At 53.5% G+C, this 20617-nt stretch carries 17 protein-coding genes; 15 read left to right on the forward strand and 2 right to left on the reverse strand.

All coding sequences use genetic code 11. From position 1 onward, the window contains the following. Positions 1 to 221 precede the first annotated feature (221 nt). The gene (locus JI735_RS22525; RefSeq protein WP_039839367.1) at positions 222 to 713 is read left to right on the forward strand and encodes a DinB family protein; all 492 of its coding nucleotides are present in this window, start codon (positions 222 to 224) and stop codon (positions 711 to 713) included. A gap of 104 nt (positions 714 to 817) precedes the next feature. Here JI735_RS22525 and JI735_RS22530 read toward each other — a convergent pair whose 3' ends face one another. Continuing rightward, positions 818 to 2488, reverse strand: coding sequence for an ABC transporter substrate-binding protein (locus JI735_RS22530; protein ID WP_039839366.1), 1671 nt, complete (start codon positions 2486 to 2488; stop codon positions 818 to 820). Positions 2489 to 2602: 114 nt separating this feature from the next. Here JI735_RS22530 and JI735_RS36165 point away from each other — a divergent pair, with 114 nt between their 5' ends. The 12 genes from JI735_RS36165 (at position 2603) to JI735_RS22585 (ending at position 17129) form a co-directional block, all read left to right on the forward strand. Then, a complete protein-coding gene (locus tag JI735_RS36165) occupies positions 2603 to 3079 on the forward strand; it encodes a DUF4153 domain-containing protein (RefSeq protein ID WP_233476006.1) in 477 nt (158 codons plus the stop codon). Beyond that, a complete protein-coding gene (locus JI735_RS22535; RefSeq protein ID WP_233476007.1) occupies positions 3073 to 4137 on the forward strand; it encodes a DUF4153 domain-containing protein in 1065 nt (354 codons plus the stop codon). The genes JI735_RS36165 and JI735_RS22535 overlap by 7 nt, the downstream gene beginning before the upstream one ends. Positions 4138 to 4256: 119 nt before the next feature. Then, positions 4257 to 4547: a hypothetical protein gene (locus JI735_RS22540; protein ID WP_202676461.1), complete on the forward strand. Its 291-nt coding sequence runs from the start codon at positions 4257 to 4259 to the stop codon at positions 4545 to 4547. Further along, the gene (locus tag JI735_RS22545) at positions 4495 to 4953 is read left to right on the forward strand and encodes a Crp/Fnr family transcriptional regulator (RefSeq protein ID WP_202676462.1); all 459 of its coding nucleotides are present in this window, start codon (positions 4495 to 4497) and stop codon (positions 4951 to 4953) included. The genes JI735_RS22540 and JI735_RS22545 overlap by 53 nt, the downstream gene beginning before the upstream one ends. A gap of 82 nt (positions 4954 to 5035) precedes the next feature. Beyond that, positions 5036 to 5611 (forward strand): DUF4256 domain-containing protein, encoded by a 576-nt coding sequence (locus JI735_RS22550; RefSeq protein WP_039839363.1) that lies wholly within the window; start codon positions 5036 to 5038, stop codon positions 5609 to 5611. 417 nt (positions 5612 to 6028) lie between these two features. After that, positions 6029 to 9868, forward strand: coding sequence for a galactose-binding domain-containing protein (locus JI735_RS22555; RefSeq protein WP_039839362.1), 3840 nt, complete (start codon positions 6029 to 6031; stop codon positions 9866 to 9868). A gap of 207 nt (positions 9869 to 10075) precedes the next feature. After that, positions 10076 to 10996: a cysteine synthase A gene (gene cysK / locus JI735_RS22560; protein WP_202676463.1), complete on the forward strand. Its 921-nt coding sequence runs from the start codon at positions 10076 to 10078 to the stop codon at positions 10994 to 10996. Positions 10997 to 11002: 6 nt separating this feature from the next. Further along, positions 11003 to 11227, forward strand: a complete 225-nt coding sequence (locus tag JI735_RS22565) for a hypothetical protein (protein ID WP_202676464.1) — start codon at positions 11003 to 11005, stop codon at positions 11225 to 11227. A gap of 199 nt (positions 11228 to 11426) precedes the next feature. After that, entirely contained in the window at positions 11427 to 12224 is a 798-nt protein-coding gene (locus JI735_RS22570; protein ID WP_233476008.1) for a sensor histidine kinase, read from the forward strand. After that, positions 12221 to 12886 carry a response regulator gene (locus JI735_RS22575; RefSeq protein ID WP_039839357.1) on the forward strand — a complete coding sequence of 222 codons (666 nt, stop codon included), beginning with the start codon at positions 12221 to 12223 and terminating at the stop codon, positions 12884 to 12886. Before JI735_RS22570 ends, JI735_RS22575 begins: the two co-directional genes overlap by 4 nt. A 52-nt stretch (positions 12887 to 12938) precedes the next feature. After that, complete coding sequence (locus tag JI735_RS22580; protein ID WP_202676465.1) at positions 12939 to 13610, forward strand: YcnI family protein; 672 nt, start codon at positions 12939 to 12941, stop codon at positions 13608 to 13610. A 417-nt stretch (positions 13611 to 14027) separates the two neighbouring features. Next, complete coding sequence (locus tag JI735_RS22585) at positions 14028 to 17129, forward strand: cellulose binding domain-containing protein (protein WP_202676466.1); 3102 nt, start codon at positions 14028 to 14030, stop codon at positions 17127 to 17129. A 498-nt stretch (positions 17130 to 17627) separates the two neighbouring features. Here JI735_RS22585 and JI735_RS22590 read toward each other — a convergent pair whose 3' ends face one another. After that, the gene (locus tag JI735_RS22590; RefSeq protein WP_039839351.1) at positions 17628 to 18368 is read right to left on the reverse strand and encodes an SDR family NAD(P)-dependent oxidoreductase; all 741 of its coding nucleotides are present in this window, start codon (positions 18366 to 18368) and stop codon (positions 17628 to 17630) included. A gap of 504 nt (positions 18369 to 18872) precedes the next feature. Between JI735_RS22590 and JI735_RS22595 the strand changes: the two genes are divergently transcribed. Further along, positions 18873 to 19775, forward strand: coding sequence for a LysR family transcriptional regulator (locus tag JI735_RS22595; RefSeq protein WP_039839350.1), 903 nt, complete (start codon positions 18873 to 18875; stop codon positions 19773 to 19775). A gap of 38 nt (positions 19776 to 19813) precedes the next feature. Next, positions 19814 to 20506, forward strand: coding sequence for a class I SAM-dependent methyltransferase (locus JI735_RS22600; protein WP_039839349.1), 693 nt, complete (start codon positions 19814 to 19816; stop codon positions 20504 to 20506). Positions 20507 to 20617: the final 111 nt, after the last annotated feature.

The raw sequence follows: 20617 nt of genomic DNA on the forward strand, positions 1-20617 counted from the left end.
ACGTTTATACACCTTTTTCTGCCAGATGGGAGATCAAGTTGTGCTGCTTGGCGCAGGCAGGCCATAATTGTTTTTTCCATGCCGGAGATTCCGTCTGGTGTGCTAAACTGGGAACAAGTGTGATTTATTTAACATTTGCTTATGAATCTAGCTTATGAATTTTGCTAATGAAGCTATTGGTTAATGACTTTAGTACGGACAACATTTCATGGAGGGGTTGCATGCAGACGTTTTTTCGCTATAACTGGATGGTACGGGAAGAGTGGTACAAGTGGTGTGAGGATTTGACGGAGGAGGAGCAGCTGAAGCCGCGCGTCGGCGGGGTCGGCGGGATTCTGAAGACTCTGTTTCATATTGCCGATGTAGAGTGGAGCTGGATTATGGTGATGCAGGGCAAACCTGATTTTCAGGAGGATTTTGCCCGGTTCAGCAGCCTGGAGAAGGTAAGAGAACTGGATGCCCGCTTCCGGCCGGAGGTGGAGTCCTTTGTATTGAACTGGAATGAGGGACTGGAACGGAAGATTTTTGCCGACACACAAAAGGATGGATCCGTGGTAACACATGCCTGGGGCGAGATTATGCGCCATATGATTGCCCACGAAATTCATCATATCGGGCAGCTCTCCGTGTGGGCCAGAGAAGCCGGCAAGCAGCCACCGTCCGCCAACGTAATCGGCAAGGGACTAGTGGACAGTCTGCCCGGCAGAGGGTAAGGGGACTAACAAGCTGGTTGTAGGCGGCACTTTCATTCAAAAGCTATACGAAGCAAAAGCTCCGGCGGAATTTCCGCCGGAGCTTTTTTCAAAAAGGAGCGCTCTTATACGCGCGGAAACCACAAATGCCGCAGGTCCACCCAGCCCTGGCTGTTGAAAGTTACGCCGCGCACGGAAGGCAGATAAGCGGTCTGGACCGGCTTTTCGTACAGAATATGCAGCTGATGATCCCGCGTCAGCTTGTCCTCAATCCGCTTGAAGCCCTCGCCTCTCGCTCCGGGATCGGGCTGGCCTGCGATGAGGTTCAGCATGCCCTCTATGCCGGCACGGATGCCAGGCTCCACATGCTGTGCCAGCGTCTGATACAGATCGAACAGCCGCAGCTCCTCGTCCTGATCTCGGAGCAGAGAGAAGACGATGAGGTCAGACTGCAGGCGCACAGGGCCTTTGAATTCCTCCGGCGAAACGGACAGGACGCTGCAGGCATAGCCGTGCCGGATCAGCCGGGAGGCGATATACTCGGCATCCCCCAGATATTGCGGAATGGTAGCAATCTGCAGGGGACCTGGCAGCATCTCTGGAGTACCGGGATCAATTGGCGGGGCCGCTTCACTCAGACAAGACAGAATGTCCGCGCGGAGCAGGGGATCGCTTAAGGGCCCGTTTTTTTTGGTGTTGCAGGTGACAAACTTGCGTACATAGGATTCGGAATGAATCCGGCTCCAGGAGGAGGCATCCGCTGTGGAAGGATTCGGGATGACATGAAAGGCAGAAGCCGTATCCGGCTGCGCCTGCTCTATGCCAAACGGCACATGAAGAATTTCCACACGGTCCAAATGGGCCCGCCCCTGATAATAATAAGGGAATACCTCCAGCACGCAGAGCTCCCCGCTTATCTCCACCAGCTTGAAGGGCCCGGTGCCAACCGGCCTCCGGCCAAAGGCACCCCCTGGACCGGATTCCATATCACGCGGAACAATCGCTGCCCGGCTGGTGCACAGGAACGGAAGAAACAGCTCATTCGGCTTCCGCAGAACGATGCGCACCGTTGTAGAATTCAAGGCCTCCACCCCGGTAATTTCCTTGAAAATGGAGCTGTAGAGCGTCCGCTGCGAGGTCTGTATCAGCCGCTGCAGTGAATAGACCACATCCTCGGCGGACAGCACCTTTCCATGATGGAACAGGACTTCCTTGCGCAGGTGAAATGTCCATCCGGTGCGGCTGCCATCCACATCCCAGGCGTGGGCCAGGCCGGGAACAATGCCCCGTTCGCTGCTTCGCCCCACCAGTCCGTCAAAAACATGGCTGGATACAAAAGACTCCGCCAGCAGATTCATATACAGCGGGTCAAAGGTATGCAGCTTCTGGTTAACCGGCAGCCGCAGCGTATCAATCTGTTTGTTGCTGCGGATTTCGGAATGATGCCCGAAATAAGCCAGCAGCCAGCCCTCCAGCGTATTCTGAAGCGAGGAGGAGCGGGCATGTCCCCGAATGCCTTCGATGGCGCTGCCGAAGTCCCTGCTGCTGATTGCCTGCTTCATGGATTCCAGGGCGATCTCCTCCGCATCCGCAAGGAACGTCAGCTTCGAGCGCTTGCCCCGGCCCCGGCTGGGGGTCCAGGTGATCCAGGCCAGTCCGGCCATTTTATTGATAATATGCAGGGCATTGCGGTGGGTGCAGCCCAGGGTGTGCGCCAGCTCATCTAGTGTAACCGGGATTTCCGCCGGCCCTCCGTGATGGGAATGGAGCTTCAAAAATTGGCTGTGCAGCTTCATGCGTCCCGCTCTCCTTCATTAAAATAGGAAACAAACCTTGTAATCTTTCTCTTTTTCTTCTTATTTTATCAGCTAGAATCGGGATAAGAAAGTAAGGAGATGGAGGTATTTACCATGGAAGATCAGACGGTACCGAAGCCGGAACGGGCTCTTCAGGCCCTGGGGGCGGCTTTTCTGCTCGCAGTCTTGAACCAGTATTTGTTTTACGGCAAAATGCCGGGGGTTTCCTATCCGATTTTTGTATGTTTGTTTTATGTGTTTGTGCTCTACTTTGCCAAAGACAAGCTGCGCAAGCCCGCTGTCGTCAGTTATGTTTGGCTGGGGGCGATTGTGCTGCTCTCTCTGACCTATGCGTTGTTCGCGAACTGGTTGTTCTTCGGGCTGAATCTGCTGGTCATTCCGGCGCTGATTTTATTACATATGACCTACATGCTTAGCTATAAGCTCCCGTCCTGGAACGGACCCCTGATGATCGGGGCGGCGGCTGAGCATTTATTTGCCCAGAGCCTGCGGCACTGGGGGACAGCTCCACGGATCATCCGCAGAATGTTCGGCGGGGGAAGCTGCAGGATGAACGGAAGCAAGTGGTGATCAAAGTGCTGACCGGGCTGGGAATCTCTTTGCCGCTGCTGCTGATTGTAACCTCGCTGCTCTCCTCGGCGGACGGTGTGTTCCATGAGCTGCTGGCAGGGATTCCGCAGATGCTGGAACGGCTCTCTTTTGGCGAAGGGTTTGCGCGGCTGCTGTGGGTGCTCCTGCTGGGAACAGGCATGTTCGGCCTTCTCTGGGGGTTTGTCGATCACAAGGTGTATGTGTGGAACCCGAAGCCGGAGCTGAATATGGAGGACGGGCCATCGGCGGAGTCGCTCAATGAGCTGCTTCCCCAGCCTTTGACGCTGAAGGTGGACCCGGTGATTCTCACAACTATTCTGACCGTCATCAATACGGTATACGTACTGTTCGTAAGCTTGCAATTCTCTTACCTTTTTGGTGCCTGGGATGGCATTCTGCCGGAGGGCAGCACCTATGCCGATTATGCGCGCAGCGGTTTTTTGGAGCTGATTCTGGTGACTTCGATCAATTTCGTTCTGCTGCTGCTGTCCCTGCATTCGACTGGCCCGGCGGCAGCCCGGCTGCGCACAATCGTAAATTTCCTGCTCTACATCCTGGTGCTCTGTTCTGTGGTTATGCTCTATTCCGCCTATTCCCGGCTGGCCCTGTATGAAGAAGCTTACGGATATACCTACATCCGGTTCCTGGTGCATGCGTTTATGATTTTTCTCGGACTGCTGCTGGTGCTGGCGGCGGTGCGGATCAGCCGGGTGCATTTTCCGCTTGCTCCGTGCTGTCTGGCTCTCGGGCTGTTCTCCTACGTGTTAATAAACTATATTGGCATGGATCACATTATCGCGAAGCAGAATATCCAGCGCTATGAGACAAGCGGCATCCTCGACACCAGCTATTTATCCAGGCTGTCACCGGACGTTACGCCGCTGCTGATCGACTTCAGCAGGCAGGACAACGGCAGGCTGGATGAGATTCTGCGTGAAAAATGGGACAACCGGACGCAAGACGCGCGGCCATGGCCATCTTTTAATGCAGCGAAGTTCCGTGCGGAGCGGGCGCTGGAGCAGTATTTTGCCGAATAGAAGCCTTCAACTGTGGTAGATTTGCAACGGAAGGGCTGACGGATTACAGGGGAGTTGGCTGCTCCGCGCATAGTGTGTTACATTTAGTTCATTCGTGACCAAAGGTGGGAGAGCTGCTTATGCAGTGGATTGCAGATCAGGACAAGATCCGGACTTTGGCCGGGCACAACGGTCTGATGGAGATATTCAGCAGCGGAGCCATCTCCGGTATGGAGCTGCGGCGCTATAGTGACGGTGAGGCCATTTGCTCGGTGGGCGACCGTCTGGAGCATATGTTTATACTGGTAGAGGGGCGGCTCAAGATTCATACCCTGCTCCCTGAACGGGAAATCGCTGCTGGTCCGTTTTGCCCGGCCGATGTCGGTCATTGGAGATGTGGAGCTGCTGCGCCAATATCCGGTCAAAAATGAAGTAGTGTCCATGGGCGAAAGCCTCCTGCTGGCGGCCGGAAGAGCGCTGGTTCTGAAGGAATTTGAGGAAAATACAGCCCTGCTGCGTTTCCTGGTAGGGGAGCTGAGCCACAAAATGTATACGCTGGGCCAGACCACGGCACTGAATCTGCTCTATCCGCTGGAAAACCGTTTTGCCAGCTATCTGTTATCCCTGTTTGCGGACAGCGGCGGGCAGCGCGTGGAGGAGATCCGTACGTCTACACTTGCGGAAACGGCAGATTTGCTCGGGACCAGCTACAGGCATCTTAACCGGATCGTGCGCCGTTTTGTGGAGGAAGGTATTGTTGAACGCAAGAAGGGCAGCCTGAGTGTGCTGGACCAGAACAAGCTGGTTCAATTGGCGAACGGCAATCTCTATGAATAATTGCATGAGTCTGTAACATTTCAGCAATCAGAGATAGTGTTTTTCACTGGGGAGTGCCATATTTGAAGGGAGAGAAATAGACATGACAGCCAGTTCAAACAACGATATTAAATTGTCTCCGGAACAACGTGAGGGACTGCTTGAAACTTTGAAAGCCCGTTTTGAGAAAAACATGAACCGTCATCAAGGTCTTGAATGGGCTAATGTACAAGCGAAACTTGAAGCTCAACCGGACAAGCTATGGCCGCTTCATGAAATGGAAAGGACTGGCGGTGAACCGGATGTTGTTGGTCATGACGATGAGACGGGCGAATACATTTTTTATGATTGTTCAGCGGAAAGTCCGAAAGGCCGCAGAAGTGTATGCTACGACCGTGAAGCGCTGGAGTCGCGCAAAGAACATAAGCCGCACAATAATGCGATAGAAATGGCGGCTGCTATGGGCATTGATCTTTTAACAGAAGCACAATACCGGGAGATGCAGAAGCTTGGGAAATATGATTTGAAGACGTCCAGCTGGGTGAAAACACCTGAAAGCATCAGAACACTCGGTGGAGCCGTCTTTTGCGACCGCCGCTATGACACGGTCTTTATGTACCACAATGGAGCAGAATCCTATTATGGCGCCAGAGGGTTCCGCGGCTCCCTAAGGGTCTAGAATTTGGCGAGCCCGATCGGCCCTGCGCCCGGTGGTTTCCCGTCGGAAGGGCCTTTTTTTGCTGTCTGAAAATAGATCTGCAACTGCAAATCGTAATAATGCACATACAATTCATAGAATTAGCCCTCGATCAAAATCTAGCGATATCTTATATTATTACCATAATTAGTTAGCTCATAGAAAAGTCTCCGGGGTTCGGTCAGGCATCTTGCGCTTGCGGTTGTTGTTCTGCATGGTTTCGCAGGGGGGATCGTTCTTTTTTTGCATTTAAGAGGGTCCAGAGAATAGACAGCTGGCTAATTAGTAGACTATATATCGTAAAGGGGGCGGGCAATTTAAGAAGTAGCCTGGCAAACAAGAGATTTATGAAAGCGCATACTTTTAAGCGGGTCAAACAATTAGGGGAGGTGGTTGTCCATGTTGACAGGAAATACTGCATCTGCCGGAAAAAGGTTGCTCATGTACTGCCTGATCACTGTTTTGTTCGCAGGCCAGCTGGCGCTGTTTCCGGCTGTCAGTTCGGCTGCGGGGAACCTGGCTGCGGGCAAGACGATGACGGCAAGCTCCGTTGGAGATGTATATGCTGCGTCCAATGCCAGTGACGGCAATCAGGCAACGTATTGGGAGAGCTCAAGCAATGCTTTTCCGGGGTGGCTCAAAGTGGATCTTGGAGTAAGCAGCAGCGTCAATCAGGTGGTGCTGAAGCTTCCGGCTTCCTGGGAGGCAAGGACCCAAACGCTTTCGATTCAAGGCAGCCCCGACGATTCCTCATACAGCAATCTGGTGTCAGACGCTAGCTATACATTCAATCCCTCCAGCGGCTCTAATACGGTAACCATCAATTTCACGGCTGCCGCCGCCCGGTACATCAAATTGAATTTCTCAGCAAACACAGGCTGGCCGGCCGCCCAGGTGTCTGAATTCGAGGTGTATGGCACCACGGCTTCTCCCGACGGAACTTATGAAGCAGAAGCAGCCTCATTATCCGGCGGAGCCAAAATCAACACCGACCACAGCGGCTATTCCGGTTCGGCTTTTGTTGACGGGTACCTTACACAGGGAGCATCTACTATCTTTACAGTTACCGCCTCTTCAGCAGGCAGCTACGATGCCGCGCTGAGATACGCCAATGCCTCGGGCAGCACCAGAACGCTCAGTGTCTACGTCAACGGGACGAAGGTCAAGCAGACCGCACTCGCTAATCTGGCCAACTGGGATACCTGGTCAACCAAAGTAGAAGCACTCAGCTTGCTATCCGGCACCAACACGATTGCTTACAAATATGATTCCACCGATTCCGGCAACGTAAATCTAGACAATCTGCTCCTAACTCCGGGAGTCACACCGACGCCAACAGCGACTCCTACAGTAGCGCCAACGGCAACACCAACAGCGACTCCCACGGTAGCGCCAACAGCTACGCCATCCGCTTCACCGACAGTTGCTCCAAGTACAGGCCCGGGCTCTAACCTGGCGATTGGCAAAAGCATCAGTGCATCGTCCTCCATCTATACGTTTGTGCCAACGAATGCCAATGACGGCGATGTCACCACTTACTGGGAAGGCGCGGGCGGGAGTTATCCCAATACGCTCAGCGTTAATCTGGGCGCCAATGCCAGCGTGACCTCGGTTGTTGTGAAGCTTAACCCGGCATCTATCTGGTCCGCACGCACCCAGACGATTGAGGTGCTTGGACACAATCAGGCCGTCTCAGCATTCACAAGTCTGGTTCCGGCAGCAGTGTATACCTTTAATCCGGCCAGCGGCAACTCCGTGACCATTCCGGTCACTGCCACCGTGAGTGAGCTTCAGCTGAAAATCACCGCCAATTCCGGTTCGAGCGCCGGGCAGGTGGCTGAATTCCAGGTTATCGGCACACCGGCGGCCAATCCGGATTTGACGGTAACATCGATGTCCTGGTCGCCGTCTGCTCCGGTGGAGACAGATGCCATTACATTAACCGCCGCTGTCAAAAACACCGGAACTGCCGTCTCCGCCGTGACAAATGTCAGCTTCTACCTGGGCACAGCCCTGGCGGGAACAGCACCTGTCGGAGCGCTGTCTGCAGGAGCCTCAAGCAATGTGTCACTTAACATCGGGGCCAAGGATGCGGCTGCTTATACGCTCAGCGCCAAGGTCGATGAGGGCAACGCGGTCATTGAGCTGAATGAGGGGAACAACAGCTATACGAATCCTTCGCCGCTGACCGTAAATCCGGTATCCAGCTCGGATCTGATCGCTTCTCCGGTAAGCTGGACGCCGGGCAACCCGGCCGGCGGCAATACTGTAACCTTCTCGATAGCCGTCAAAAACCAGGGAACCGCCGCTTCAGCCGGCGGGGCGCATAACCTCACGCTGAACATCACGGATACCGCCACCAATACGGTGGTCAAAACACTGTCCGGTGTTTACAGCGGAGCCATTGCCAGCGGTGCGGCAACGGCCCCGGTTACGCTGGGCACCTGGACGGCAGCGGACGGCAAATACTCAGTGAAGAGTGAAATCGCCGCAGATGCCAATGAGCTTGCGGTAAAACGGGCCAACAACGTCCAGACCCAGCCGCTGTATATCGGCCGCGGAGCCAATATGCCCTACGACATGTATGAAGCGGAGGACGGGGTGATTGGCGGCGGAGCCGTCAAGCTTGCGCCGAACCGCAATATCGGCGATCTGGCCGGTGAAGCCTCGGGCAGAAGAGCGGTCACGCTGAATTCAACCGGCAGCTATGTGGAATTCACCACCAGGGCCAACACGAACACGCTTGTTGCCCGTTTTTCCATTCCGGATTCGCCAAGCGGCGATGGAACCAATGCCACGCTGAACGTATATGTGAATGGAGTGTTTACCAAAGCTATCAGCTTAACCTCTAAATACGCCTGGCTGTATGGTCCGGAGGCCAGACCGGACAATTCGCCCGGTTCCGGCCCGCCGCGTCACATCTACGATGAAGCCAATATGATGTTCGACAGCACCATTCCGAAAGGAAGCACGATCCGGCTGCAAAAGGATGCGGCGAACACCTCGCAATATGCGATAGACTTCATCAGCCTGGAGCAGGTGGCGCCAATCGTCAACCCGGACCCGGCTAAATACGCTGTTCCTGCCGGATTCACCCATCAGGATGTGCAGAATGCGCTGGATAAAGTCCGCATGGATACCACCGGAAATCTTGCAGGTGTATATTTGCCTGCCGGAACCTACCAGACCACAAGCAAGTTCCAGGTGTACGGCAAAGCTGTAAAGGTCATCGGGGCCGGCCCCTGGTATACCCGGTTTGTGGCTCCAGCCAGCCAGGAGAACACGGATGTGGGCTTCCGGGCAGAAGCTTCGGCGAACGGGTCCACTTTTGCCAACTTTGCGTATTTCGGCAACTATACCTCGCGGATCGACGGTCCCGGTAAGGTATTCGACTTCTCTAATGTTGCGAATATTACGATAGACAACATCTGGACCGAACATCAGGTGTGCATGTACTGGGGTGCCAATACCGACTACATGGTGATCAAAAACTCGCGTATCCGCAACACCTTCGCCGACGGCATCAACATGACCAACGGCAGCACAAACAATCTCGTTTCGAACAATGAAGCCCGGGCTACGGGGGATGACAGCTTTGCACTGTTTTCGGCGATTGATTCCGGCGGTTCGGATATGAAGGACAACGTGTATGAGAATCTGACCTCGATCCTGACCTGGCGCGCAGCCGGCGTGGCAGTCTATGGCGGTTACGCCAACACCTTCCGCAATATTTACATTGCCGACACGCTCTGCTATGCCGGGATTACGATCAGTTCGCTCGACTTCGGGTATCCGATGAATGGATTCGGTGCTTCACCGGCGACGAACCTCCAGAATATCTCGATTGAGCGTGCAGGCGGACATTTCTGGAACGGACAGACCTTCCCGGCCATCTGGGTTTTCTCGGCTTCGAAAATCTTCCAGGGCATCCGGGTCAGCGATGTGGACATTACAGATCCGACGTATCATGGCATCATGTTCCAGACCAATTATCTTGCCTCTTCGCCACAGTTCCCTGTAGCCGATACAATCTTTACGAATATTACCATTTCCGGCGCGCAAAAGAGCGGAGACGCGTTTGACGCCAAATCGGGTGTCGGCATCTGGGCCAACGAATCGGCAGAGCCCGGCCAAGGTCCGGCAGTAGGCTCAGTAGTCTTCAACAATCTGAAGATCACGAACACGGTCACACCGGTAAAAAATACTACATCTACCTTCAAGATCACCGTTAATCCTTAAGCAGGGGTTAGCCAATAAGGACGAATCAGAGCCTCTTCTCAGACTCTGATGGACAGTCTGAGCCGTCTCTTCTTTATAAAGAGGCGGTTTTTTTGCTGGTTACTTGGACTGCTCCGCAATACGGCTGAATGTAGATCAGTCGACAAGAGCCGCCTCACAGCGCTACAATGGGGGGATAGACAGCAGAAGAAATGAGGAGGCTCACCCATGTCATCTCTTGTAGTCAGCAATATCACGGAACTGATCGGCAATACGCCTGTGGTCCGCTTGAACCGGCTAGCCGGACCACAGGCAGCCGAACTGTACGTGAAGCTGGAAATGTTCAACCCCAGCGGCAGCGTCAAGGACCGGGCGGCATACAATTTGATACGCCAGGCAGAGCTTGCCGGAGTCTTGAAGCCTGGCGGAACTATCATCGAGCCAACAAGCGGCAATACCGGCATCGGGCTGGCGATGAATGCGGCGGCCAAAGGCTACCAAGCCATTCTGGTTATGCCTGACAATATGACGAAAGAACGGATCAATATTCTAAAAGCATACGGAGCAGAGGTAGTGCTGACTCCGGCCGCAGAGCGGATGCCGGGAGCGATCGCCAAGGCGCTGGAGCTGGGAAGCGAGATTGCAGGCAGCTTCATTCCGCAGCAGTTCGAGAACCAAGCCAATCCCGATATTCACCGGATTACAACAGCACCGGAAATCCTGGCGCAAATGGATGGCAGGCTGGATGTATTCGTAGCTGCTTCGGGGACTGGCGGTACCATAACAGGTACCGGTGAAGCACTCCGCGAGCAGCTGCCGGAGATCCGTATTGTTGTGGTGGAGCCGCAAGGCTCACCGGTACTCTCCGGGGGCCAGCCCGGACCGCATAAGCTGGTTGGGACCAGCCCGGGTTTTGTGCCGGCCATATTGAATACGGGCATCTACGATGAAATTGTCCAGGTTTCCGATGAGGATGCGCTGGAGATGGTCAGAACCCTGGCCAGTACGGAGGGAATCCTGATCGGACCTTCCGGCGGAGCGGCGGTATGGACGGCGCTTCAGGAAGCACGGCGGCTGGGGAGCGGTAAGCGGGTGCTGTGCATCGCTCCCGATACAGGCGAACGTTACCTGAGCATGGGGATATTCTAATCGGCTGTGACCCGGGACGATGAATTTTCAGTCTGGCGTGTTGATGACGGCGGTGAAATCACGTCCGGGATGTTCTCGCTGCTTTTTGCGGCAAGGACAGCAAACGGCGTGGCGCTTGGTGTGAATTGGCGGGGAGCGGAGGGTGTCAATTCTTTTTCTTCTCCAGCAAAACGCAGGGTTCAAAGATACGGGGATCAAATACGGACGGTACACTTCACCTTTGTAGGCTGAGGGATTAGGCTGGTATTGACGTCTGGAATCTTTTGAAAATAAATTTTAAATACTTATTTTTGTAACATTTAAAGTCTCCGTATAGCCCGAAAGAGTCATGTCAGGTTGGCGGGAGAATGCTAATGTTAGGCTTAAGATTTGGGAGGGGACAGCAACGTATACAAGAATTAAACTGCTTATTCTGCTGCTGCCCACTGTCATGGTCGGCATTTGGGAAATTGTGCGCCATCAGTTCCTGATGCCGTATCTCTCCATGGATATGGGCAATTACTTAACCCCTGTGCTTGTATTCTTATTCAGCATAGTGCTGCTGGTGCCGCTGTTCTCCCTTATGGAGAAAAATGCAAGAGAACTGGAGCAGGAACGCTTGCTGAAGACGGCGATGGAGGCGCGGGAGGCGCTGGCGAAAGAGCTTCATGACGGGATTGCGCAATCTTTATTTTTGCTGTCTGTACGGATTGACCGCCTGGAGCAGAAGCATGAGCGGGGAGAAATGGATGCAGAAACGATAGGCCAGCTCAAAAAAAACGTGCATGAAACCAACCGCTATGTCCGTCAGGCCATATCCAATCTGAAGGTTCCGGTTGCAGGTGAACAGACGTCTCTTCTGGCGCAGTCCGTCCAGGAGCAGTTGACGCAGATTGCCCGTGAGGTCACAGTTGAGGTGGCCATGGACTGGAGCCTGCGGGACGAAAACCTCAGTCCTGCAGAACAGGCCGAGCTGCTCTCCTGTATACGTGAGGCAATGATAAATGTCCGCAAGCATACCCGGGCGGGCAGGGTTGCGATATCCGGCCGCGAAGACGGGCAGGGCTGGCGTGTAGCCATTTCTGATGACGGGGCCGGCATCCGGCATGAGGACCCTTTTGCCGTAAGCGGCAGCTATGGGTTGCAGATAATGAAGGAGCGTGCGGAAGGAATGGGCTGGACACTTGCGCTGAAATCCGGGGATTACGGGACCATCGTAGAAATTGCCAAAAAGGGGGCTTCCGCATGAACCGCTGCCGGGTGCTTGTTGTAGATGATCATGCCCATGCCCGTGAGGCGATGTGTGAGATTTTGGCCATGGATGAACGATTTGAGGTCATCGGTGCAGTGGGAAGCGGAGCCGAAGCCATCGAACGGACCGGATTATGGATGCCGGATTTGATCCTGATCGACATTCAAATGCCGAAAATGGATGGTCTGGAGACTACGCGCCGGATCAAATTGGAATTTCCTTATGTCAAAATCGTGATTGTAACCGTTTCTGACGAAATCTCCTATTTATTCGAGGCGCTGAAGCAGGGGGCACAGGGCTATCTGCTGAAAAACCTGGCTCCATCGACCTGGATTCAATACCTGCTGGCGATTGTCAGTGAGGAGGTTCCGCTGAGCCGGGAGCTGGCTTTTCAGATCCTGAAGGAATTTGCTGTCGCCTCTGTCAAGGAAGAGCGGGAAGCATTAACGGCACGGGAGAAGGAGATACTGGGGTGTGTGTCCTCCGGCTCCACCAATAAGGAAATCGCGGCAACACTCGGCATCTCGGAGCATACTGTCAAAAACCATCTCAAAAATATCCTCCAGAAGCTGCAGCTCCAGAACCGCACACAGCTTACGAGATATGCTATGGAGCAGGGGCTTGCGTCGCGGGAGCGGGATTTTCCCAAGAAACGATAGACATCCGTACCGGAGAAAGAATCAGAAGGTCCATGAAAAGGGGGACATTAATATGAACAGACTGTTTTGTAAAATAGCAGTTTTGGCCGCGCCAACGGCGGCAGCCTTGATGCTGTCCGCAGCGGCAGCCAGTGCGCATGTGACCGTCGCTCCGTCTCAATCTGTCACCGGTGCATGGGAGACGTATACTTTAAAAGTGCCTTCCGAAAAAGACGCTGCTACTGTACAGATCGATCTGCGTGTTCCCGCAGGAGCGGAATTCAAGCAATACGAGGTTGTACCGGGCTGGGATGTGAAGATTGACGGCAACAAAATCAGCTGGGTGTCCACCGCAGCAGGAATCCAGGCCGGGCAGTTTCAGCGCTTTTACTTCACTGCCAAGAACCCCGACACCAAGGGCGATATTGCCTGGGACGCCTATCAGCATTATGCTGACGGCAGCCTGGTGCAGTGGTCCGGAGAGGAAGGTACGGAAACCCCCCATTCCGTCACGGAGATTGTACAGGCGGCAGCCGGCGGAGGGAGCCATTCCGGCATGGCAATGGATGATCACGGTTCAATGAACATGGGCGGCCAGGACTCCATGAGCATGGACGAGCACAATGCGATCATGGAGGAACAGGATAAAGCATCTGGCACATCCCCTATGATTTACATTGCACTCGGCATTTCCTTGCTGTCTTTTCTGCTGGCGGTGATTGCGCTGCTGCGAAAACGGGCATAAAGCCACCGCAAGGTTCACCTTTAGAATAACAAGCAGATGTTCGCCGGCATTACTGCGAGCGGATCAATACTGATGTTCCAGGCCTATGATGTGGACGGCAGCAAGCTGGATGAGTTTGTACTTCAGCATTAGTGTAGGAGATTCTTCTGAACTGTGTTCAGGGGAGTCTTTTTCGTGCTTAAAAAATGTAATATAAAGGTAGAAAATGGTGCGGAAGCAGGCGACCATTTTCACGCAAAATCAACCATTTTCCCTAACAAATTATAATATTTACCAATTATACTGTAAGCGTTACCAGTTGTACATGCTGTTGTTTGCGGAAGGATGCCGGGGATCAGAAAGGAGGGGCAAGGAAGCGAGGGAAGCGAAAGAAACCCACGGACTTGACTAGGCAAAATCAAACCTTAGGAGGCGTAAATGGTGACTCGAAAACGTATCCGTAAACTGGGACTGGTTGTCCTGCTGGCCGCTATGACAAGCTCGTTATTCACTGCCTTTCCAGCGATTACCCGCGCAGCCGCAAGCGAAGCCTATAACTGGAAGAGTGTCGTTACCGGGGCAGGCGGAGGTTTTGTGCCCGGCATTATTTTTAATCAGAGCGAACCGGATTTAATCTATGCGCGCACCGACATCGGCGGCGCTTACCGTTGGAATCAGGCCACAGGGAGCTGGGTATCCATCAGTGATGCGGTAGGCTGGGTAGACTGGAACAAGAACGGTGTAGATGCCCTTGCGACTGATCCCATCGATCCTGACAAGGTATATATGGCTACAGGCACCTATACCAACAGCTGGGATGACAACGGGCAGATTATGCGTTCCGGCGACCGGGGAAATACCTGGCAGTCCACTCCGCTGCCGTTCAAGGTTGGAGGCAATATGCCGGGGCGGTCCGCAGGGGAACGTCTGGTGATCGATCCTAATAAGAACAGCATCCTCTTTTTTGGAGCGCGCAGCGGCAACGGGTTGTGGAAAAGCACAGACTCAGGTGTAACCTGGTCGAAAGTGAGCTCTTTTCCGAATGCCGGCACCTATATCCAGAATCCGACGCTTGAATACGGCAATGACCTGGTCGGATTATCCTGGATTACTTTTGATCAAAGCACAGGCACACTGGGCAGCGCCACACAGACGATCTATGTTGGTGTTGCCGACACAGCAAGCAGCGTATACCGCAGTACCGATGGCGGAGCAACGTGGACGGCGATTCCCGGCCAGCCCACCGGCTACCTGCCGCATCACGGGGTGCTGTCTTCTACAGGGGATCTATACATTACGTACAGTAATGGTGTCGGCCCGTATGATGGCAGCAAAGGTGAAGTCTGGAAGCTGAACACAGCAAGCGGGGCCTGGACCAACATCAGCCCGTCTACCGGAACGGATAACTGGTACGGCTTCGGCGGACTGGCTGTGGATGCCCAACATCCCGATACAGTCATGGTATCCAGCCTGAATGCCTGGTGGCCGGACGAGGTGATTTTCCGCAGCACGAACGGCGGAGCGACCTGGAGCCGGATCTGGGATTGGGGCTTTTACCCCGAGCGTACCTATAAATTTGCCATGGACATCACTGCGGCGCCTTGGCTGAATCATGGTGTCACCAATTCGACTTCTCTTGATCCGTCACCGAAGCTGGGCTGGATGATGGGCGATCTGGAGATTGACCCGTTCAACTCAGACCGGATGATGTACGGTACAGGGGCCACGATCTACGGAACAAACAATCTGACCTCCTGGGATACCGGAGGTAAAGTTAATATTGCGGTAATGGCCAAAGGAGTAGAGGAAACGGCTGTGCTCGGGCTGATCAGCCCTCCCTCAGGAACGGCCCATCTGATTACGGCGCTTGGCGACGTTTCCGGCTTCCGGTATGAAGATCTGACCCAGGCACCAGTCAAGTTCCAGACCAGCCCGTCCTGGGCAACGACGACGGGCATCGACTATGCAGAACTGAACCCTGCCTACGTGGTGCGGGTAGGGGGCGCAGACAAGGAGAAGACGCCGAGCATGAAGTCGATTGGAATCTCTAACGACGGCGGCGTCAACTGGTACATGCCGAACAGCGAGCCTTCCAACGGCACGAAGACCACCGCAGGACAAGGCCAGGTTGCGGTATCTGCGAGCGGCAATTCCATCCTCTGGAGCACCTCGGATATTGGGGTCTATTATTCCAAAACCACCGGGAACTCCTGGAACGTAAGCTCGGGCGTCCCAGCCGGAGCCAAAGTGGCCTCTGATAGAGTGAACCCGAACAAATTCTATGCGTTCTACGCAGGAACCTTCTATATCAGCACAGATGGTGGAGCTACCTTCAGCGCTACGGCGGCGGCCGGGTTCCCGACCAATAATGTAGGCGGGCTGCAGCCGAACCAGGCCCAGATCAGCATGAAAGCCATGCCGGGCACCGAAGGAGACATCTGGTTTGCCGGCGGCAATGCGGTGGAAGGCAAGTACGGGTTGTGGCACTCTACCGATTCAGGCACAAGCTTCACTAAGCTGACGAACGTGGAGGAAGCCGATCTGATCGGCTTCGGTATGGCTGCTCCGGGCCAGAACTATATGGCACTCTATACGGTAGCCAAGATTGATGGAGTGAGAGGTGTTTTCCGTTCGGACGATGCCGGTTCATCGTGGGTGCGGATCAATGACGATGCCCACCAATACGCCAAAATTAACATGGCAATCACCGGAGACCCCAGAGTTTACGGCCGAGTCTATCTCGGTACGAACGGCCGAGGCACGCTCTACGCCGATCCGGTGAATCCGCCTGCCGCCAGCGCTTCGATTACACCAACCAGCGCCAGCTTTGACAAGAAGACAGCCAACCAGGCGGATATCACTGTTACCCTGACGCTGAATGGGACTACCCTGAGCTCGATTAAGAACGGTACCGCTGCTCTGTCGGAAGGAACCGATTATACGGTCAGCGGCACAACTGTAACAATTAAGAAAGAATATCTGGCCGCCCAGCCGGTGGGTACAATCACCCTGAGCTTCAGCTTCAGTGCCGGGGCTGCGCAACCGCTGGCTGTTACTATTGTCGATACTGCTGCCCCTCCGGCAGGTGCGCTTAAGGTGCAGATGTATAACAGCGGGACAGCAGCTTCTGCCAATACGATCAGTCCCAAATTCAAGCTTGTTAATACTGGCACCAGTGCGATTACACTGTCCGGTGTGAAATTAAGATACTATTACACCATTGACGGAGAGCAGACCCAGAATTTCTTCTGTGACTGGTCCCAGGTCGGCAGTGCGAATGTGACCGGCAGCTTTGTCAAAATGCCGTCGGCTACAACCGGCGCTGATTATTACCTTGAGCTTGGATTTAACAGCTCAGCGGGTTCCCTCGCAGCAGGCGCAAGCATCGATATCCAGGCGCGGGTGGCAAAATCGGACTGGACCCATTACACACAGACCGGGGACTATTCCTTTAATGGAGCGGACACCAATTATGCAGACTGGAGTAAAGCTCCAGCCTATATTTCCGGCACTCTGGTGTGGGGGGACGAGCCGTCGTAATGTATAAAAGGAGTCCTAATAGCCATCATGGCTGCTTGGGACTCCCAAGCGGCGCAGGCGATAAGTTTAAAGGTATAAATACCTTTGTAAGTTCAGTTCTATTTGAGAAGCGAGTCGGGTAGTTTGCGTGCCTGCCTTAATCTGCTGAACTGGCCGGAAGGTACTATTAAAATAACGAGCAGTAAGTCCCCCACTAAGGGAGCCTTGCTGCTCGTTCACAATATGCAAAGTGAACCTAATGACTATCTCTAGCGTCATAAATTATTCGTGATAGAGTCACTTTTAGTGCATGTGAAGACATGAGAAGGTGTTTCTTTCTAATTGAGTGTTGATACTTTCGAGATGAGTGTTGATGCTCTCGAATTGAGTGTGTTGTTTTAGTAGTGAGTGTGTTTCTTTCGCAATGAGTGTGTTTCTCTCGTATATACGCTGCTTCCTTCATATTGAATGTTCTGTCTATTGGTCCTGAAGCAGCTGTCTTCCTGTCTGCTTTGGTATTTACAGTGTTTGCCCGCTGTCCACCGTGATGATCTGTCCGGTCATGGCCTCCTGCTCCAGGGTGGAGCAGATGAACCGCGCGATATCCTGCGGTTCCGCGATACGCTGCAGCAGCAGATTCGGTGCAAGCCGGCGCATTTGTTCTTCCCGGCCTGCCCACCATCTGGTGGCAACAGCACCCGGCGCTACACAGTTGACCCGGATGTCTGGGGAAAGCGCGCGGGCCAGAGACTTGGTTAGCCCGTGAACGGCAGCTTTGGAGACCGCATAGGGAAGAGAGGAGCCGGCACCTGTAGTTCCGGCTATGCTGCCGAGATTGACGATGGCCCCCTGTTTGTTCTTTTTCATGTAAGGCGCCACGGCTCTCGCGCAAAGGAACATGCCTTTGACATTTACATCGTACAGCTCATCCCATACTTCTTCCGTAGCCGCTTCCAGATCATCCATAGGGATATGCCTGGTGATGCTGGCATTATTTACGAGCAGATCAACCGTTCCAAAGGTTCCGGCAATCGTTTCTACCATTTTCCGCACTTCTGCGTCCCGGGCCACATTTGCTTGTACAGCCATTGCCCGCCCGCCTTGATCCGTTATTCTCTGAACAGTTTCCAGCGCTTCGGCTTCTGAACGGGAATAATTAACGGCGACTGTAGCCCCGCACGATGCCAGTTCGAGGCTTACTGCTCTGCCGATGCCAGTTCCTCCGCCTGTGACCAGTGCCACTTTTTCTGATAAATTCATGCTTATCCACTCCTTAATCGAATTTTTATCCGTTGATGCAGTTTGAAGTAACTATTCTTTGGTCATCAATGACGCTCAGTTCATACAATTACCTGGTCACTCCCCTCACGAATCTCACTCCGGTTCAGGCCGAAAAGTAACTTCTATATGCACTTTTTACAGCAGATCATTCCACTATCCGCCGCAAAACTGAATCTATTGCACTCTGTGCAGCAGAATCCAGCGAATCAGTTACTTTTGGTCTGAAATCCGTAAATCTATTGCAGATAGTGCAATCAAGCCCGAAGTCTCCAAAGTCCTCTTATCACCCTTCTGATATGAACGCGGCAGATTCAAGTTCAGTCAATGAATAGCCTGCCGGTATAGAGTATTGTATAAAGTCTGCCCGGTTTTGTATAATTGAATGAATTGAATGGTGAGTTCAATTTTTTTGAAGCCACTCCTTAAAGTGCATTCTCAAATTGAGCTTTGATTGGGCTTTGAGCCAGAAGGGAGCGAACCAGACTGGATCTAAAAACATTAAAAACCTTTCAGGCCATCATCCGCTCCGGCAGCTTCAACCGTGCCGCAGAAGAGCTGAATTATGCCCAATCTACAGTCACAATGCAAATTCAGAAGCTGGAATCCGATCTGGGAGTTCAATTGCTGGAACGGGGCAAAGGCGTGGCCTTAACCGAAGCCGGACGGTTGTTTCACGAACAGAGCCAGAGGATCGTCCAGGATATGGAACGGCTGCAGCGCAGCATCACGGATTTGAAATCCGGCGAAGCGGGGAGCATACGCATCGGTGCTTCTGATCCGACGGCAAGCTACCGGCTGCCTGACATTCTGCAGAAATTCATGACCCTGTTTCCTAAAATGGAGCTGTCGGTGGACATCTCCGGATCAGGTGCGCTTTGCGGCCGGATGCTCCGCGGAGAGCTGGATATTGTAATCTGCTCCGCTCCGGAACTGGGGAAGGAGCTGCATTTTGAACCGTTGTTTACGGAAGCATTCGTACTGTTATTGCCGGAAGATCATCCGCTTGTTTCCGTCCCCGCCGTTACTGCGGATCATCTGCGCGGACACCGGCTGCTGATTACAGCACCTACATGCCCCTACCGCAAAAAACTGGAAAGCGTCTTGACGGAAGCTGCCGGCCCGCCGCTCGATACCATGGAAATCGGCAGCATGTCGGCACTGAAGTTCTATGTGGCGAGCAGGCTTGGCATCGCGTTTGTGCCGGAGGTGATCCTTAATCCCGTTCCTGCCGGAACCGTAACCCGGAGGCTGGAAGGCAGCGCTGTGGACATGACCTGCGGGATCATTTGCCGGATTGCGGATTACCCCTTGAAACCGCCCGTCCGCAGGCTGTATGATTTTATCAGGCAGGAACTGGCGGCGCAGCCGGGTTTTAGCCTGGAATAGAAACACAGAAGAGAACAGAAGAGGTGAGCTGAGCAGAGATGAGCAGAAACAAATTGGATTTGGAGCGTATTGTTTTTATTGGCCGGACCTTTGAGGAGTACTTGCGGATGTTTAATTTGCAGCGGGGAGAACTGGAGGGACGGAGTATTTTGGATTGTCCGGCGGGAGCCTGCTCGTTTACCGCAGAGGCCCGCAAGCTTGGCGCGGCATCTGTTGCCGCAGACATTGCTTACTATTATTCCGCTGAAGCACTGAGGGACAAAGGGCTGAAGGATATTGAGCATACGGTGCAGCAGCTGGACAAAGTTCAGGATAATTTTGTGTGGAAAGAGTTCACTTCCATACATGCGTTACAGCAGGCGAGGACAGCAGCCTTGGCAGCCAGTACGCTGGACCGGCAGCAAAATAGCAGCCGTTATATTCCAGTAGAGCTGCCTCTGCTGCCTTTTGCAGACCGTTCCTTTGATCTCACCCTGTCTGCCCATTTTCTGTTTATGTATGGGGACCGGCTGGACTATGATTTTCACCTCAGGACACTTCAGGAATTGATGAGGGTCACGAAGTCAGAAATCCGCATCTTCCCGCTGGTGGACTTATCCTCCCGCAGATACCATAAGCTGGACCAGCTGGTCTGTGCAGCTCAGGTCCAAGGCTGGACGGCAGAAGAGCAGCAGGTTCCCTATGAATTTCAAAAAGGTGCGGATTCCATGCTGAGGCTGCTGCGTGTCTGAACGGACAGGCGCTCCAATATATCCCGATGATTGGCGGCGGAACAGCTTAGCTCAACACACATAACCCCCTATTATTGATTATTCATCAACAATAGGGGGTTATGCTGTACA

The organism is Paenibacillus sonchi, from assembly GCF_016772475.1.
GTDB lineage: Bacteria > Bacillota > Bacilli > Paenibacillales > Paenibacillaceae > Paenibacillus_AQ > Paenibacillus_AQ sonchi.